9 protein-coding genes are annotated in these 16,313 nt (G+C 67.0%); 5 read left to right on the forward strand and 4 right to left on the reverse strand.

All coding sequences use genetic code 11. From position 1 onward, the window contains the following. The first annotated feature begins 213 nt into the window (after window positions 1–213). Together VNF71_03415 and VNF71_03420 are read left to right on the forward strand one after the other, a co-directional pair. Window positions 214–1,473, forward strand: coding sequence for an AAA family ATPase (locus tag VNF71_03415; protein ID HVA73592.1), 1,260 nt, complete (start codon window positions 214–216; stop codon window positions 1,471–1,473). A 62-nt stretch (window positions 1,474–1,535) separates the two neighbouring features. Continuing rightward, window positions 1,536–4,148, forward strand: a complete 2,613-nt coding sequence (locus VNF71_03420; protein HVA73593.1) for a hypothetical protein — start codon at window positions 1,536–1,538, stop codon at window positions 4,146–4,148. Here the strand turns inward: VNF71_03420 and VNF71_03425 are convergent. Further along, window positions 4,138–6,717: an alpha/beta hydrolase fold domain-containing protein gene (locus VNF71_03425; GenBank protein HVA73594.1), complete on the reverse strand. Its 2,580-nt coding sequence runs from the start codon at window positions 6,715–6,717 to the stop codon at window positions 4,138–4,140. The two genes, VNF71_03420 and VNF71_03425, sit on opposite strands and share 11 nt — an antisense overlap. Window positions 6,718–6,851: 134 nt before the next feature. Next, entirely contained in the window at window positions 6,852–9,416 is a 2,565-nt protein-coding gene (locus VNF71_03430; GenBank protein ID HVA73595.1) for an EAL domain-containing protein, read from the reverse strand. Window positions 9,417–9,679: 263 nt separating this feature from the next. Here VNF71_03430 and VNF71_03435 point away from each other — a divergent pair, with 263 nt between their 5' ends. The 3 genes from VNF71_03435 (at window position 9,680) to VNF71_03445 (ending at window position 15,312) form a co-directional block, all read left to right on the forward strand. Next, window positions 9,680–11,461 carry an EAL domain-containing protein gene (locus VNF71_03435; GenBank protein HVA73596.1) on the forward strand — a complete coding sequence of 594 codons (1,782 nt, stop codon included), beginning with the start codon at window positions 9,680–9,682 and terminating at the stop codon, window positions 11,459–11,461. 83 nt (window positions 11,462–11,544) lie between these two features. Beyond that, on the forward strand, window positions 11,545–13,971 hold the full coding sequence (locus VNF71_03440; protein HVA73597.1) for a bifunctional diguanylate cyclase/phosphodiesterase: 2,427 nt from the start codon (window positions 11,545–11,547) through the stop codon (window positions 13,969–13,971). Window positions 13,972–14,019: 48 nt separating this feature from the next. After that, on the forward strand, window positions 14,020–15,312 hold the full coding sequence (locus VNF71_03445; GenBank protein ID HVA73598.1) for an alkyl sulfatase dimerization domain-containing protein: 1,293 nt from the start codon (window positions 14,020–14,022) through the stop codon (window positions 15,310–15,312). A gap of 23 nt (window positions 15,313–15,335) precedes the next feature. On the opposite strand, the gene VNF71_03450 is transcribed toward VNF71_03445, so the two are convergent. After that, a complete protein-coding gene (locus tag VNF71_03450) occupies window positions 15,336–15,536 on the reverse strand; it encodes a hypothetical protein (GenBank protein ID HVA73599.1) in 201 nt (66 codons plus the stop codon). Continuing rightward, window positions 15,533–15,949, reverse strand: coding sequence for a hypothetical protein (locus VNF71_03455; protein HVA73600.1), 417 nt, complete (start codon window positions 15,947–15,949; stop codon window positions 15,533–15,535). The genes VNF71_03450 and VNF71_03455 overlap by 4 nt, the downstream gene beginning before the upstream one ends. Between the last annotated feature and the right edge of the window lie 364 nt (window positions 15,950–16,313).

A 16,313-nucleotide genomic window follows, 5' to 3' on the forward strand; every position in this document is an offset into this window, starting at 1 on the left:
CGAGCTCAACTCGATCGGTGGCCCCGTTCCCCTGACAAGGGGGGCGGGGCCACCGGCGCGTACAAATCTCAGATGTTCCTTAGAGGCGGCCCGCTCAGCTGATAACCTCCCGACCCGATGGGTTCGGTCGGGGGACTTCCCCTCGAGTTCGAGCAAGGGCAGCAGAGGGGCATGAATCTGGATCATCGGGTGGGCATAGCCTCATCCCAGACGGTGAGCCGCGCAGCGGAACTCGCGCGCGTGCAATCGCTGTTCGAGCAGGCCCGCCACGGGCAGGGCGGAGCTCTGTTCATCGAGGGGCAACCTGGTAACGGCAAGACGGCTCTCCTCGAGAAGGCACTTGCCACTGTCGGGGGCATGGTTGTCCTGCGTGTCGACGGCATAGAGGTCGAGAGCACCTTGGCTTCCGCCGGATTGTCCCGACTGCAGCGTCGCCTGAAGAGGTTCGCCCCGACCAGGTCCCCCGGCCGACCTGCGTGGGACGACCCGCTAGGGGCCGGCCTGGTCCTACTCGAGCAGCTGTGCCGACTCTCGGAGGATCGGCCGGTGGCCGTCGTGGGCGATGATGCTCACTGGCTGGATAGATTCACTCTGGATGTGTTCGGAATCGTGGCTCGACGAATCGAGGAGCAGCCGATTGCTTTCTTGCTGGCAGGCGAGCCCCAAACGCGAGCCAACCGGAGCCTGACGGGAGTCGATGTGATCGTGCTCGACGAGGCGTTCGGGGCCAAGTCGCTCCTCGAACCGGGCTACGGCCGGGCAGGGTTCGCCGAGGTGGCGATGCTGGGCGAGTTCGCCGTGCGAACCAGTGGGCGGCCGGTTCGCATCAGCGACGGTTTGGCCGCGACCCTCCTGAAGGTGGTGGCGCTCAAAGGACACGTTCCGGCAGAAGAGGTGGAGGAGATCCTCTGGCCCGGCGCCCAGCCGGGCCTCGGTCGTGCACGCATGCGCAATGTTGTCCATCGGATCAGGACGTCCTGCGGGCCCCTGGTCGTGCGGGACGGGCGGACACTCCGACTGGCCCCCGGTGTCCGAGTCGACGTGCATGTCTTCGAGGAAACAGCGATCAAGGCGATCGTGGCCGTCGAATCCGGCGTCGTGGACGCCGCGGAGATGGCATGGGATGCGATATCGCTTTACACGGGTGAACTGCTACCCGTCGACCGACACGCGGACTGGGCCGCCGCGGCCCGTGAACGCCTCGCCCGGCTGTACTTTTCGCTGTTCGACACCCTCGAGATGGACGCGAGCAAGCGTGGTGAAATCGCCGAGGCTCTACAGGTCATCGAGCGCGCCATCGAACTCGACCCCTACGACGAGGCTCGTTATTTGAGGGGTGCCAAGCTCCTGGCAGGTCGAGGATCTACCAGCCTGGCACTGTCAATGATCCGTCGGGGACAAGCCGCCATGGGCCGGCTCGGGTTGCCGACCTCCCCGGCGGTTGCAGAGATGCTGGAGACGCTGTCCGAATGAGGCAACCGAGGGGCGATCTTTCTCTCAGGCCCGCTTCATAACCGTCCGATATTGAACCAAGCATGCGGTTGCGCGCTTCCCGCCTAGCTCAGCTCGCCGGCCTCGTCGCGCTTCTCGCCGGCTTCCTCGCCGCGCCCGCCGCGCCGGCAGTGGCCGCTTCGAGCCCGCAGACTCCGCCGGCCAACCCCTATTCGCCGGCGTACGGACACCCCTACCGCCACGGGGTCGTGCCGACCATCGCTACAGCGAAGAAGATGCATGCCTACGAGCAGGCACAGGCGAGCACGACCGCGAGTTCGAGCAACACCCTGTCGTACGGCGGAGGGATCGACGGCATCGGGGTGACGAGTGGTACCCCGAAGGTGTACCTCGTCTTCTGGGGTTCGCAATGGGGTACGCAGGGAACCGACGGCAACGGCGACCTCACCTTCACCGGTGACTACGACAACGGGGCACCGTACATACAGGAGATGTTCAAGGGACTCGGCACCGGCAGCGAGCTGTGGTCGGGAACCATGACGCAGTACTGCGATGGTTCGGTCGGTACCGGTGCGACGACGTGCCCGGCCGGCTCGGCACACGTCGGTTTCCCTCTGGGCGGGGCACTCGCCGGCGTCTGGTTCGACAACTCTTCGGCTGAGCCGCAAACGGCGAGCGATACTGAGATCGGACAGGAAGCGGTCGCCGCAGCGGCCCACTTCGGGAACACCACAGCGGCTTCCAACCGCTACGCCCAGTACTTCGTGCTTTCGTCTCCCGGTACGGATCCCGACGGATACCAAAGTCCACGGAACGGCTTCTGCGCGTGGCACGACTACAGCGGGGATTCATTCACGGGAGGTCCGGTGACATCGCCGTACGGCGACGTCGCGTTCACGAACATGCCTTATCTCATGGATGTCGGGAGTGCGTGTGGCCAAGGATATGTCAACTCTCCCGGCACTCTTGACGGGTACAGCATCGTCGCAGGGCACGAGTATGCCGAAACACTCACCGACCAGAACCCAGCCGGAGGGTGGACGAGCGCTTCGGGCAACGAGGATGCGGACGAGTGCGCCTGGGGGCTGAACAATGGGCCTTCGGCCGACGTGACGATGGCCACCGGCTCGTTCGCGATGCAGTCGACCTGGTCCAACGACACCAACCAGTGCGCCCTTTCGCACCCCGACGGCACCATGACGATCCTTTCCGGGAACTCCCAGAGCGCCACCGTCCAGGCCGTCTACGGCGCACTCGAGGTCAACGTCACCGACCCCTACGGCAACCCCGTAACGGGGCTCTCGGTGACCTTCACCGCTCCCACATCGGGACCCACCGCCACGTTCGGTTCGCCCTGTTCCGGAAGCCGCTGCGTTGTCGCCACAGACTCGAAGGGGAACGCCACTTCGCCGGCGCTGACCGCAGGCACTACAGCTGGTTCGTTCAGCGTGAGCACGTCGGCTGTTGGGGTGGCCACGCCATCTTCGTTCAGCCTCGACAACCTGGCGGGCAACCCATCCAAGATGGTGCTCGAGGCCGGCAACTCCCAGAGCGCGGCGGTCGGTACCGCATACGGGACCCGGCTGGAGGTCAAGGTGACGGACTCCTTCGGGAACGTGGAACCCGGCGTCTCTGTGGCGTTGTCGGCTCCGTCATCAGGCGCGAGCGTGACGTTCGCCTCCTGCACTGGAGGTAACCCTCAACCCTACGAATGCACCGTGTCGACGGATTCGAACGGCAACGCCACCTCGTCCGTAGTGACGGCCAACACCACCACGGGTGCGGTGGCGGTTTCAGCCGTCTCGGGTGCCGCCTCGACCGCCTTCTCCCTCACCAATATCGCGGGTTCCGCCGTATTGGTTTCAGTGGTGGGCGGCTCGGGTCAGCAGGCGCTCGCCGCCGGCGGGTTCGCCTCCCCCCTGAGCGTGAAGGTGATCGACGGCAATGGCAACCCCGTCGCTGGCGCCCAGGTGACCTTCTCAACGCCCAGTGGTGGGCCGACCGCAACCTTTGCGCCGTGCGCGGGGGGAAATCCCACGGTTAACCAGTGCGTGGTGGTTGCTGACGCAAATGGTGTCGCGACTTCTTCAGCCTTGGCAGCGGGCACCGCTGCAGGCCCCTTCAGCGTGACCGCAGCCGTGACTGGTGCCCTTTCCGTCCCGTTCCAGCTGACCAACTTGCAGAGCGGTTACTACCTGGTGGCGTCGGACGGTGGGGTTTTCGCCTACGGGGGAGCCCCCTTCGACGGCTCGCAGGGCGGCCAGCACTTGAACGCTCCGATCGTGGGGATGGCTGTTGCACCGGGAGGCGGCTACTACCTGGTGGCCTCCGACGGCGGGATCTTCGCCCTAGGTGGAGCGCCCTTCTACGGTTCGCACGGCGGGTCGCCGTTGAACAAGCCGATAGTGGGCATGGCGGTGGCACCCGGCGGCGGCGGGTATTACCTGGTCGCGTCGGACGGTGGGATCTTCAACTACGGACCGGGGGCGGTGTACTACGGTTCGCACGGCGGGTCGCCGTTGAACAAGCCGATCGTCGGAATGTCAGTCGACCCCGCGACCGGTGGCTACTGGCTCGACGCCTCCGACGGTGGGATCTTCAACTACAACGCTCCTTTCTACGGGTCCACGGGCGGCGCCCCGATCAACGCGCCGATGGTCGGCGTGGCGCCGTCTGCGTTACCGGTCAGCTTCTAACCGGCGCGGGAAACCAGCTCGTCAAGGCCTCGGTCATCTCGGCGCGCACCGGCGCTCCCGAGATCACGACGTCGACCATGGTCACCGAGGTATGGGTGTGCCCGCGCGCCCGGATCCGCCGCACAGGCACCCCGGCAGCCTCGAGCGCGTCGGCGTATGCCTGACCCTCATCGCGCAGGGGGTCGAAGTCGGCTGTCACGATCGCGGCCGGCGGAAGGCCTGAGAGCTCACCCCGTAGCGGCGCGACACGAGGATCCTGACGGTCTGCTGGCTCGACGTAGTGGTCGAGGAACCAGCGCATGAGCGCGGCGGTGAGGATGTACCCTTCGGCGTTCTCCTGGTACGAGGCGTGTCCCATGTCGCAGTCCGTTACGGGAGTGAGCATGAGTTGCCCGAGGATGTCAGGCCCGCCCGCGTCACGGGCAAGCTGGCACACTACCGCGCAGAGGTTGGCACCGGCGCTCCAGCCGGCGACGGCCAGCTGTCCGGGTATACCTCCGAGCTCGGTCGCGTGCGAAGCGATCCACTCGACTGCCGCGAACGCGTCATCGACCGCGGCGGGGAAGCGGGCTTCGGGAGCGTGGCGGTAGTCCACCGAGACGACCACCGCGCCCGACCGGACGCAGAGATCGCGGCACAACGGCTCGTCAGAATCCTTGGCACCCAGGACCCAGCCACCCCCGTGGAAGTAGGCGACCACGGGATGCGGCCCGGGGCCTTCCGGCCGGTAGAGGCGGTACTCCAGGTCGCCGGCTGGGCCCGGGAGCACGCCGTCGACGATCTCGCCGACTTCTGGGCCCGGGGGACGCTGAGTCGCGATCGCGTCCATAAAGGCCCGTGCATCGGCTACGGGAAGCGATTCGATCGGGGGAAGCCCGAGGGCTTCCATCGTTTGCAGCACGAGGGCCACGTCCGGCTGCATGCGGCGAACGACGCCATCTTGGCATTGTGAGCCTCCGGGTCCGTTCAGCTCGAAGCCGAGGTAGCCGTTCGCCGCTACGTCATCGCACGCGCCGCGGTAGTTGTCGACACCTCCGATATAGGGGAGAAACACCCGGGGCTTGCCCGGAACGTTGGCCCCCATGTACCACGAATTCGCCAGCGGGTACAGGGTGATGGCCGCGCAGTCGTCACAGTGCTGGTTCCAGCCCGCCTCGGCTGTCGGGGTGGGCTCGATGGTCTCGAAATTGTGTTCGCGCATGTACTCGAGGCAGTCGGCGATCCAGTCGGCGTGCTGTTCGATGGACACGACCATGTTGGACAGGACCGAGGGGCTCTGGGGTCCGGTGATCGCAAAGAAGTTGGGGAAGCCCACCGCGGTCAGGCCGAGATAGGTCGAAGGGCCGTCCGCCCATTTCTCCTTGAGCGTCAGACCCTCGCGGCCGGTGATGTCCACCGACACGAGGGCTCCGGTCACCGCGTCGAAGCCGGTGGCGAAGACGATCGAGTCGAACTCGAAGGACTCGTCCACAGTGTCGACACCTGTCTCGGTGATCGTGGAAATCGGTGTCTTGCGAAGGTCCACCAGGTGCACGTGGGGCAGGTTGAACGTCTGGAAGTAGTTGGTGTCGAGGCAGGGCCGTTTGGTCCCGAACGGGTAGTCCTTGGGGGAGAGCGCCTCGGCGGTGTCGGGATCGTCGACGATCGAGCGGATCTTCTCTCGGATCATCTCCGAGAGGATGTCGTTGGAGGCGAGGTTCACACCTTGGTCGGCGAACACGCTCAGGATCGCGAAGAGCTCTCCCGCCTCCCATGCCGCCTCGAACCGCTGGCGCCTGACCTCCTCCGGAGCGGTGACGCCCATGATCGCCGTCATCTCTGTCGGGACTCCGCCGCGCGACCACCTCGCAGACTCGCGGTAAGCCTCGCGGTCCGCGGCAAGGGCGGCCAAGCGCTCCGGATCTGGAGGGCCGTTGTGCGCCGGAACCGAGAAGTTCGGGGTCCGCTGGAACACGACGAGCTGCGAGGCCTCCTCGGCGATCAGAGGGATCGATTGGATGCCCGACGACCCGGTGCCGATGACGGCCACTCTCTTTCCCGTGAAATCCACCTTGTGGTGGGGCCACCGGCCGGTGAAGTAGACCTCCCCCTGGAAGCGGTCGACTCCCTCGATGTCGGGGGCCTTCGGCAGCGACAAGCAGCCGGTAGCCATCACGTAATGACGGCACACGACGGTGTCGCCCTTGTCGGTAACCAGCCGCCAGCGGTTGGCATCCCCGTCCCACACTGCCGAGTCGACGCGGGTCGAGAAGACGATGTCCCTGCGAAGGTCGTAGCGGTTGGCTACGTGCTGCAGGTAGGACAGGATCTCCGGCTGCGTGGCGTACTTTTCCGACCAGCTCCATTCGCGTTCCAGCTCCGGATCGAAGCTGTAGGCATAGTCAGTGGTCGGGATGTCGCAGCGGGCCCCCGGGTACCGGTTCCAGTACCAGGTGCCGCCGACGTCGTCGGCCGACTCGAAGACCTTCGCGGAGAACCCTAGCCCGCGTAGTCGGTGCAGCAGGTACAGGCCGGCGAAGCCGGCGCCTACGACGACTACGTCGAGTTCGGTGTTGTCGGTCTTTGCCACGCCGTTCGTCGTTGCCACCGTGAAATCCCCCGTTCATCCGACCAGCGGCGCCCTGCATGCGGCGCCGGGTGCAGTCTCTCACCGCCGGCGCCGTTCGGTCGAGACAGGGCGGGGACCCCGGATTGATCCCGCTGCTAGAACCCAGCCGGGGCGCTCGGCAGGGCGACGGCACCGGCCTCTTGGAGAAGATCGGTGGCCACCTTGTGGATCGGTGCCAAACCGCCGGCGAGGCCGAGCCCGCCGGTGACCGACGCCAACCCTGCCAGGGTGCCGATAGCCAGGCGAGCAGGGATCAGGCGCGACGCTCGCGCGACCGACACCTGGATCACTTCCTCCTCACGCAATGCCGAGAGGACGGACCCCACGTTGCGGATCATTACGTCGGTCCAGGTCCCGTTCGGTCCAATGCCCGCGAGGACCTCCGCCAGCCGCCACGGCGGCATCACAAGCGGCTCGGGCGCCCGCGACGCGGGTTCGTCGAGCCCGTCTAGGAGAAGCACTCGCGGTGGGTCGGTGAGGAAAGTCTCGATGTCGCCGGCCGGGACCGCTGGGCTGAAGAGGAACCCTTGCAACAGGTCGCAGGCGTGGTCGGAGAGAAACTGGAGCTGGCTTTGCGTCTCGACCCCTTCGGCGACCACCGACAGGCCGAGGCTGTGGGCCAAGTCGATGACCGCCCCGACGATCGGGGCGCCTCCGCCGGTGTCGATCTTGCGCACGAAGGAGGGGTCGATCTTGATGGCATCCACCGGCATGTCGGTCAGGTAGGTGAGGGCGCTGTAGCCCGTGCCGAAATCGTCGATTGAGCAGCGCACGCCCATCTCACGAAGGTCGCCGAGGCTGCGAGCGGTCTCCTTCATGTGCTCGATCAGCACGCTCTCGGTGACTTCGAGCTCCAGCAGCGTCGGGTCGAGCCCGGTGCGGGCGAGGACGTTCTCGACTATCCGCACCACCGACTGGCGTACGAACTGGCGGGGGGACACATTGACGGCGACGGGGAGGCGCGGGTAGCCCTTCTCCTGCCACTCCTTCGCCTGCAGGCAGGCGCTCTCGAGCACCCACTCGCCGAGCGACGCGATCAGGCTGGTCTCCTCGGCTAGCGGAATGAACGCCGACGGCGGGATGAAGCCGAGACGCGGGTGGTGCCACCGGGCCAGTGCCTCGACACCTTTGATCTCCAACCCCCCGAGCCCGAACTTGGGCTGGTAGTGCACCGCCATCTGGCCTCGCTGAAGCGCCCCCCGCAAGCTCGACTCGAGCACGAATCGCAGCTCGGCACGGGCGCTCATCGCGGAGTTGTAGACCATGTAGGTGCTTCTGCCGGCCGCTTTGGCCTGGTACATGGCCGTGTCGGCGTTCTTCATGAGGGTTTCACCGTCCGTTCCGTCGTCCGGGTGGATCGCCACGCCGATGCTGGTCTGAACCGGCAGCAGTTTGTCGCCGACGTGGAACGGCTCTGCGAATGCGCCAAGTAGCCGATGCGCCAGGTTGGCCGCGCGTTCCTTGCCCCCAACGTCGGGCATGAGGATGGTGAACTCGTCTCCGCCCATACGCGCGAGGACGTCGCAGGAGCGGAGCCGAGATTGCAGTCTCTGCACTACTGCCTGCAGAACTTGGTTGCCAACGGCGTGGCCGAGGCTGTCGTTGATGCTCTTGAACCGGTCGAGATCCAAGAACATCACCGCCAGGCTGCTGCCGCCGCGACCGGCCTCGATGAGCGCCGCGTCGAGGCGGTCGTCAAAGAGCTTGCGGTTGCAGACACCAGTCAGGGGATCGTGCTGCGCGCGGTACTCCGCTGAAGAACGGGCGAAGACCAAATAGAGCAGGTAAAGCACGATCAGTATCGGCAGCACTACCGAACCAGTCGCGAGAACCGCCAGGTTCGCGCGAGCGTGCAGAACCACTGTCGTCGCCAGCGTTGCTGGAGCTACCAGCGCCGCCACGAGGATCATGGCGATCTGGGCCCAGCCTGGTGGTGAGGAACGGAACGGCACGGGGTCCAGAGGGCGACGCTGACTCGGGTGCAAGATGGCGCACGCCCACAGGCACAGGCCCAACAGCTCGACTGCGTCAACGGGAACCGAGGACCACTGCGCGCCGGCGAGATATAGGGACGTCGCCGCGGCGTGGGCCACGAACAGGCACGCGAACCCACCCAGCAGGTAGCGGTAGGCGATGGGCTGGCGGTGTCCCGGCGCGCTGGTGCTGCAGCCCATCCACAGCATCAGGAAAGCCAGCAGAGGAGCGGCCATCGTCGAGAGCTCCCGTCCGGGATACCAACCGAGCTCCGGAACGACGAACAGGGCGACCAACGGCACCATGAGGGCGAGGATCGAAACGGCGGCGCCCGCCAACGATTCGACCCAGCGACCCGGCAGGCGTTGATGCAGCGCGAGAGCCAGGCCGGCGACGGCCACTGCCTCGCCGCAGATCGTCAGCGACAGCGAAAGGGCGGAGGGTGCGGCGAAAGTCGCGAGGTCGCCCCGCCCGACGATCACGCCGGCGACGTTCGCGGCGAGTCCGAGGGTGATGATCCCCCACGGAGCCAGCCACTCGAGCCCAGCCCGGCCGTTAGACCACAGGCCGTAACCGGCAGCACCGCACACGAGCACCGCGACGACAACAGCGGTGAAACCCGGGTCGGTCACGGTGGCGAGCCGAATGCTCCCCGCTATCGCTGTGATCACTACAGCTGCCTTCATCCGCTGCCTACCCTTTTGCCCCTTGTCGATCCGATCTCTCTGATGCGGACCAGTGGCGACTGATGGTGTGCCGGCAATCACACAGCGACATAAACGGAGGCTCAATCAGGTTCTCGGTTCACGCTTTGCCTGTTTGCACCTTCGCCGTCTTCCGGGTAGGTGCGATTGTGAACAGCCTTTGGGCGCAAAACCGGTAAAGGGGGTCCATCGTCTGGCCGAATCCCTTGTCCAATGGGGAAGACCGACCCGCAGCGGGAGGAGCAGTGATCGACACTGCGTCCGTCGACACGAGCGCCGGCTCGTCGTCTGAGCTAGCGCTGCTCGGCGAGCGTCTGCAGGCTCACTCCAAAGAGGTTGCCAACGCGGTGCTCGACTGGTGGCTCGCCCGCCATCCTGAGTCGAAGCGCACTTCCGACATGCACGTGCGCGACGACATCCTCCGTACGACGTGCCTCGGAGCCACGACGCTCGGTCGTTTCCTGGTCACAGGGCAGCTTCCCAGCTCGAAGGAACGCGACGACATGGCTGCTCCGGGCGCGGCGCCTCTCCACGACACGATCTCGATCGGGGAGCTGACCAAGCTGTACCTCGCCTGGCGCGATATCACGTGCGAGCGGCTTGCTCTGTACGCAACTCAACTCGGAGTCGGCAAAGAGGCTCTGCGCTCGGCTCAGGACATCGCCAGAGTGGGATCGGACAGCTCGATCGTCAACGTGATCCGGCAGTTCGACGCAGCCCACCGGAGGTTGAGGGAGCAGCTGGCACACAACGCCGTGCACGACGGGCTGACCGGGCTGCCCAACCGGACGCTGCTCGTCGACCGCCTCGATCAACTGGTCGGCCAGCCGCATCGCCGGCAGCGGTTCGCAGCCCTGTTCATAGACATCGACCGGTTCAAGTCGGTCAATGACCTCGCGGGCCACGCGACCGGCGACGAACTGTTGATTGCGGTGGCGACCCGGCTGCGAGGCGTGGTGCGAGTTGGCGACACCATCGCCCGCCTCGGCGGCGACGAGTTCGTCATCCTCTGCCCTGACCTCGCCGACCCTTTGCGGGAGGCATCGGCGGTGGCGGAGCGGGTGACCGCGGTGATCGGCCAGCCGTTCCATTTGGGTGACCCGCCGCAGGACTTCTACGTTTCCGCCAGTGTGGGGGTCGGACTGGCAGCTCCGGGAGACAGTGCCGAGTCGTTGTTGTCCCGTGCGGATGCTGCGATGTATGCGGCGAAGAACCGCGGCGGATGCGGCCATCAGATCTACGACGAGAGCGTCGACCGGAGCATCAAGCGGCGCCCCGAACTGCTCAACGACCTACACGGTGCGGCCGACCGCGGGGAGATTTCGATCCACTACCAGCCGGTCGTCGACCTAGCCAGCGGGGACGTGGTCTGCATGGAGGCGCTGGCACGCTGGCACCACCCGCAGTTCGGCCCGGTCCGCCCGGACGAGTTCATCCCCCTCGCCGAGGAAAGCGGGGTCATCAACGGGCTCGGAAGGTGGGTTCTCTCGCGCGCGCTGCGGGATTGCGCTCGCTGGAGACGGGCCGGAAGACCGGGCGTCGGCGTCGCTGTCAACGTCTCCGGGCGCCAGTTGGGCGACGAGGGTCTCGCTGAGTACATCGCCGGCATCCTCGCGGAGACCGGTTTGAAGCCCAGCGCCGTCACGCTCGAGATCACCGAGAGTGTGATCGTCACCGTCGAATCGGCCGCACAACGGGTACTTCGTGACCTGAAGGCGACAGGGGTACGGCTGTCGATCGACGACTTCGGGACCGGATACTCGTCCCTCGCGTACCTACGCTGCCTGCCGATCGACGTCCTGAAGGTCGACCGCAGCTTCGTGTCCGGTCTGGGTGAGGAGGGCAGGGACACGGCGATCGTCACCGCCATGGTCGAACTGGCCCACAGCTTGAAGCTCGCCGTCGTCGCCGAGGGCGTAGAGACGCCCACGGAGTTGGAGATGGTCAAACGGGCCGGATGCGACGAGGCGCAGGGCTACCTCCTCGGGCGGCCAGAGCCGCCGGCGCAATCCTGCGCCAACGACTGACCCATACCGGCGAGTAGTCACAACGGGCTATTTATACGTGGACCGCTACAGGAGATAGCAGGCCCGAACCGATACTTCCCGCGATGGCGATCCGTTGGGGGGCCCCGGCCGTGGCTCTGCAAGGCGGGGGGCGGCGCGGCGACCGGCGAGTGCGGCGCGGGACGATCGCCAATGCCCTGCGCCGGGTGCCGGTCGCGATCGGCTGCGGAGGGGTGGCCGCCCTGTCGCTCGCGGCGACGCAGCGCGGAGCCACTGAACGTGTCTCGACCAATGTCGTCACGATCATGGTCGTCGCCGCGCTTCTTGTACATGGGCCGCGTCGCCGCGATCTTCTCAGGCGCACCCGGCTGTTCCTGCTGGCGGCCCTGGGCACCGCATTCACCGCTGCCGTTTTGCCTCCGCTGTACGACGCCGTCGTCGGCCACGCTCCGCCAACGCCCTGGATCTCGGACTACATAGGGCTCGGCTACGTGCCGTTCGCCGTCGCGGGGCTGCTCTCATTCCCGACGGCGTCACCGAGACTTGGTCACCGTGCCAGGGCACTCGCAGACGGGCTGCTCGCCGGGACCTCGCTCTGGTACCTGCTTCTCACCCTCGGAGTGAGCCGCGGGACCGACGGACGAGGAATCGCTGGCGTCGTTGCCCTCGCCTACCCAGTCGGCGACGTATTCGTTCTCTCCGCCGGCCTGGCGGTCCTTGCCCGCACGTCCGCCCTGTGCCGGCGGATGGTGTTGTGGATGGTGGCCGGCTTCGGCGTGGTAGCGGCCAACGACATCTGGTCCGCGATGTCCCACGGTGCAGCCGCGCAAAAGGGCTCGCAAATGCTCTACCAGGCGGCTTTGGTGCTCTTCGTCGGCGCGGCTGCCACGCCTCCCACGCCAGCCGAAACCAGGGACGACCTGGCCGGAGGATCGTCCTGGGCGTTCTCGGTTGCGCCGTTCCTCCCGCTGTTCGCCTGCATGGTGATGACAACGCGGACGATCCTGAGAGACGAGGGCATGCCTCGGGCCGAGGTGATTCCCGCGTTGGGAGTGGCGATCGCCCTGGGAATACGGCAGCTGGCGGCCTCGCGCGACCGCCAGCGGCTGGTCCTGGCCCTGCTCGACCGCGAGAAATCGCTCGAAGCCGCCCTGCGGCGCGACGAGCTCACGGGTCTGGCGAACAGGCTCGGGCTGACCGAGTGGCTGGATCACGCGTTGGCGCGAGCGTCGTTGGGGCCGGTCGCGATCGCCCTTCTCGACCTCGACGACTTCAAGCTGATCAACGACAACCACGGCCACGCCGTCGGCGACGGGGTGCTGCAGGAGATCGCGCGCCGCCTCACCGACGCCGTGCGGCGTGACGACGTCGTGGCGCGCCTGGGAGGCGACGAGTTCGCGGTCATCGCCACGGGCGTCGACGAGGAGCGGCGCCACCGCTTAGCGGAGAGGCTGCTTCGTTGCTTCGACGCGCCGATCGAGATCGGCGAGCAGCGCTTCGTCGTCGCGACGAGCATCGGGATCGTCGTCGGCCAGCGGGGCGAAAGCGGCAGCGGGCTTCTCTCCCACGCGGACGCCGCCATGTATCGCGCCAAGGCGGAGCGCGCCGGGTCGAGCACCGTCAAGGTGCTGACCGGAGAGGACCGCAGAGACGTCTCCCGGGACCTGAGGATCAGGGAAGAGATAGCGGCGCCGGAGATGCGCCAGATCCATGTCGTCTACCAGCCGGTCGTCGACCTGGCGACCGGCTGGATCAGAGGAGTGGAAGCACTCGCCAGGTGGCGCCACCCGGAGCTGGGATCGGTCCGCCCCGACGTGTTCATCCCCTTCGCCGAACAGGCCGGCAGCATCGGTGCCATCGGTGACCACGTCCTCGCGACGGCACTCGCTGACCTGGTGGAGCTGCAGGGGCTGCGCCCGGCCCACCGGCTGGCCGTCGGGGTCAACGTCTCGCCTCGCCAGCTCGCCTCGTCCGGCTTCGTCGAACGAGTCCTCGCGCTCATCGAGTGGCATTCCCTTGCCGCCGATCAGCTCGTGCTCGAGATCACCGAGCAAGCCTTCGAAGCCGACCTCGAGCCGGTCGCCGAGTCGGTAGGGCGCCTCGCCGCCGCCGGCGTCTCGATTGCGGTCGACGACTTCGGGACGGGCTACTCCTCGCTCCGGTACCTCCAGCGATTGCGGCTCGAGATCATGAAGATCGACCGCACCTTCGTCTCGGAGGTCATGACCTGCAACACCAGCCGCGACCTCGTGTGCGCTGTAGCGGCGATGGGCAACACCCTCGGTCTGCAGGTGATCGCCGAAGGAATCGAGACGATCGACCAGCTGCGCATCCTCCAGGAGATCAACTGCGAGCTCGGGCAGGGCTACCTCTTCAGCCCGCCCATGCACGTATCGGACATGGCACGCCTACTCGAGCGCGAGCACGTCTATCCCGTCGGCGCCGGCGAGGCGGCCCCTGTACTGATCCCGGGACCCGCGAAACCGCCGGCGGGCGTAGTGCCAGCGCAGGGTGCCCTGCCTGCGCGCTGATCCGTATTCCCGCTCCTACACTCTCCCTAGGCAGGGGAGGGAGGGCACATGTCGACCATCCGCGAGCTGGCGGAGAGGCATTGGAACGGTGAGGGCGACCTCGTGTTCGAGCATCACCCGGTGCATCCGGTGTCAGGCCGTCAAGCCGAGGAGATAGACGACGGTGTTCTCTACCTGAAGAGCATCGCGAGCGTCACTGCCATCGACACCGGCGACGGATTGGTGATGCTCGACACGGGCGGGGTCTTCGATCGGGACGTCGTCTTCGAGGGAGTACGTCACTGGCGCCCGAACACGCGTCTGGGCGCGGCCGTCTATTCACACCATCACATCGACCACGTCTTCGGGACCGCCCACTTCGAGGAAGAGTCGACCGGGCGGGGATGGCCGCCCCCGGTCGTCTACGGCCACGCCGCTATCCCGGAGCACTTCCGCCGCTACCAGAAGACGGCAGGCTGGAACGCCGCGATCAACAAGCGCCAGTTCGGTCTGCCGGTCGACCAGTTCGACTGGCCGGTCGACTACCGGTTCCCCGACGTCACGTACCACGACCGGGTCACCTTCGGCGCCGGTGAGCTCACCTTCGAGCTGCACCACGGCCGAGGCGAGACCGACGACGCCACCTGGACCTGGGTGCCCGAGCGGCGGTTGCTGCACCCGGGCGACCTCTTCATCTATGCGGTTCCGAACGCAGGCAACCCCCAGAAGGTGCAGAGGTATCTGAGCGACTGGGCGGAGTCGTTGCGGGAGATGGCGGCGCTCGGGGCGGAGGTCATGCTGAGCGGTCACGGGCTTCCGATCTTCGGGCAGGATCGCATCCGCCAGGCGCTCGGCGACACCGCCGACCTGCTCGACGCGCTCGAGCAGCAGACCCTCACCTTGATGAACCGGGGGTGCACGCTCGATGAGGTGATCCACGGCGTCGAGGTTCCTTCGCATTTGAAGGAGAGGCCGTACCTGCGCCCGGTCTACGACCACCCACAGTTCCTGGTCCGCAACGTGTGGCGCCGATACGGGGGCTGGTACGACGGCGAGCCGGACAACCTTCTCCCGGCCCCTCGCGCAGAGCAGGCTCGCGAATGGGTGGGCCTGGCCGGCGGCCTCGAAGCCGTGCTGACTCGGGCGGCCGATCTGGCGGCGGCCGGCAACCACCGCCTCTCATGCCATCTGGTCGAGTTCGCGGTGCTGGCCGACCCTGCTTCGGCGGAAGCGCACAAGGTGCGCTCGGATGTCTACGCTGCACGCGCCAAGACGTACGAGTCGTCCATGGCCCGCAACATCCTCGACCACGCTGCCCGGTCGAGCGAGCGGATGCGACGGGATCTCGCCGGCAACCAGTAGCCGGCGCACCGGCCGGCGCCGGATCAACGGGCGAAGAAGTGCCAGCCGACCCACATCCAGCCGACGAAGAGGACCACGAGCCGGCGGTTGCTCGCACCGCCGATACGATCCAGAAACCCCTGCACCCCTGTATAGCGGCGGTGGGTGGCTATCGACACGAGCTCGCACGCGGCGAACAGGGCCGCCACAACCGCCCACACCGCCAGGACGGCGGTCCTCGTCACGAAGGCTCCGGGGGTGCTGGGCGGGGCCGGAACAGACCCCAGCCCAGGGACATCCAGAGGAACACGAGGACCGCCTTGGCGGTCTCCGATCTGCTCGTGGCCTCGTCATAGAGCGAGCTCAGCGTGGGGTAATCGTGGCGGCCGGCGCTCCAGCCGGCGAAGTAGACGGACAGCTGGACGACGGCCAGGACGCCGATCGTGACCACCCAGGGGGTGAGCTTGCCCGTCCGGTACTTGTCCGGGCGTGCAGTCTTGGGTCCTTCGCGCCGCCGGCGAAGACGGCCGGCCAGTGGAACCCCCATGAGCACGAATCCCACAGAGACCAGTACGTCGGCTGTCACGGTGAACGGCTCTGTCGTGGCCACGGCCCACGAGTAGAAGGCTGCGATGACGAGGGCCAACGCGTAGATCATCGCGCTACGACGTACCCGGGGAGGCGGCGCCGTGCACCGGAGCGGGGGCGTGGGGGGCAGCGGGTGGCGGGCAAGTGTCCCCGGTGGGCTCGTACCGTGTCCGTTCAGGGCGCGCCCTGAGCGGGGGAAAGGGACAGAGAAGGCCGTGTGGTGGGGCCGGCGGATGGCGTACGGCAGGAGGCAGGCAGCCCCCGGAGGGCAGCCCGGCCCCCCCGGGGGGGCAGCCCGACCACCGGGGGGCAGCCGGAAGGAAGTACCGGCGGAAGGCCCGAGCCGCAAGGGTTTTTCCGCCGAAGACCTTGACCGACCGGCCTGGTTGCCGTACCCTTCTACGAAAACCACGCCCCTGCGCGCCCCTGGCCCC

The organism is Acidimicrobiales bacterium, assembly GCA_035533095.1.
Taxonomy (GTDB): Bacteria; Actinomycetota; Acidimicrobiia; order Acidimicrobiales; family Palsa-688; genus DATLUM01.

What these genes read in the sequence shown, in the direction of transcription:
- VNF71_03430 (HVA73595.1), bottom strand. Translation starts at nt 9,416, where the DNA reads ATGAAGGCAGCTGTAGTGATCACAGCGATAGCGGGGAGCATTCGGCTC.
- VNF71_03420 (HVA73593.1), top strand. Translation starts at nt 1,536, where the DNA reads ATGCGGTTGCGCGCTTCCCGCCTAGCTCAGCTCGCCGGCCTCGTCGCG.
- VNF71_03445 (HVA73598.1), top strand. Translation starts at nt 14,020, where the DNA reads ATGTCGACCATCCGCGAGCTGGCGGAGAGGCATTGGAACGGTGAGGGC.
- VNF71_03455 (HVA73600.1), bottom strand. Translation starts at nt 15,949, where the DNA reads ATGATCTACGCGTTGGCCCTCGTCATCGCAGCCTTCTACTCGTGGGCC.
- VNF71_03440 (HVA73597.1), top strand. Translation starts at nt 11,545, where the DNA reads ATGGCGATCCGTTGGGGGGCCCCGGCCGTGGCTCTGCAAGGCGGGGGG.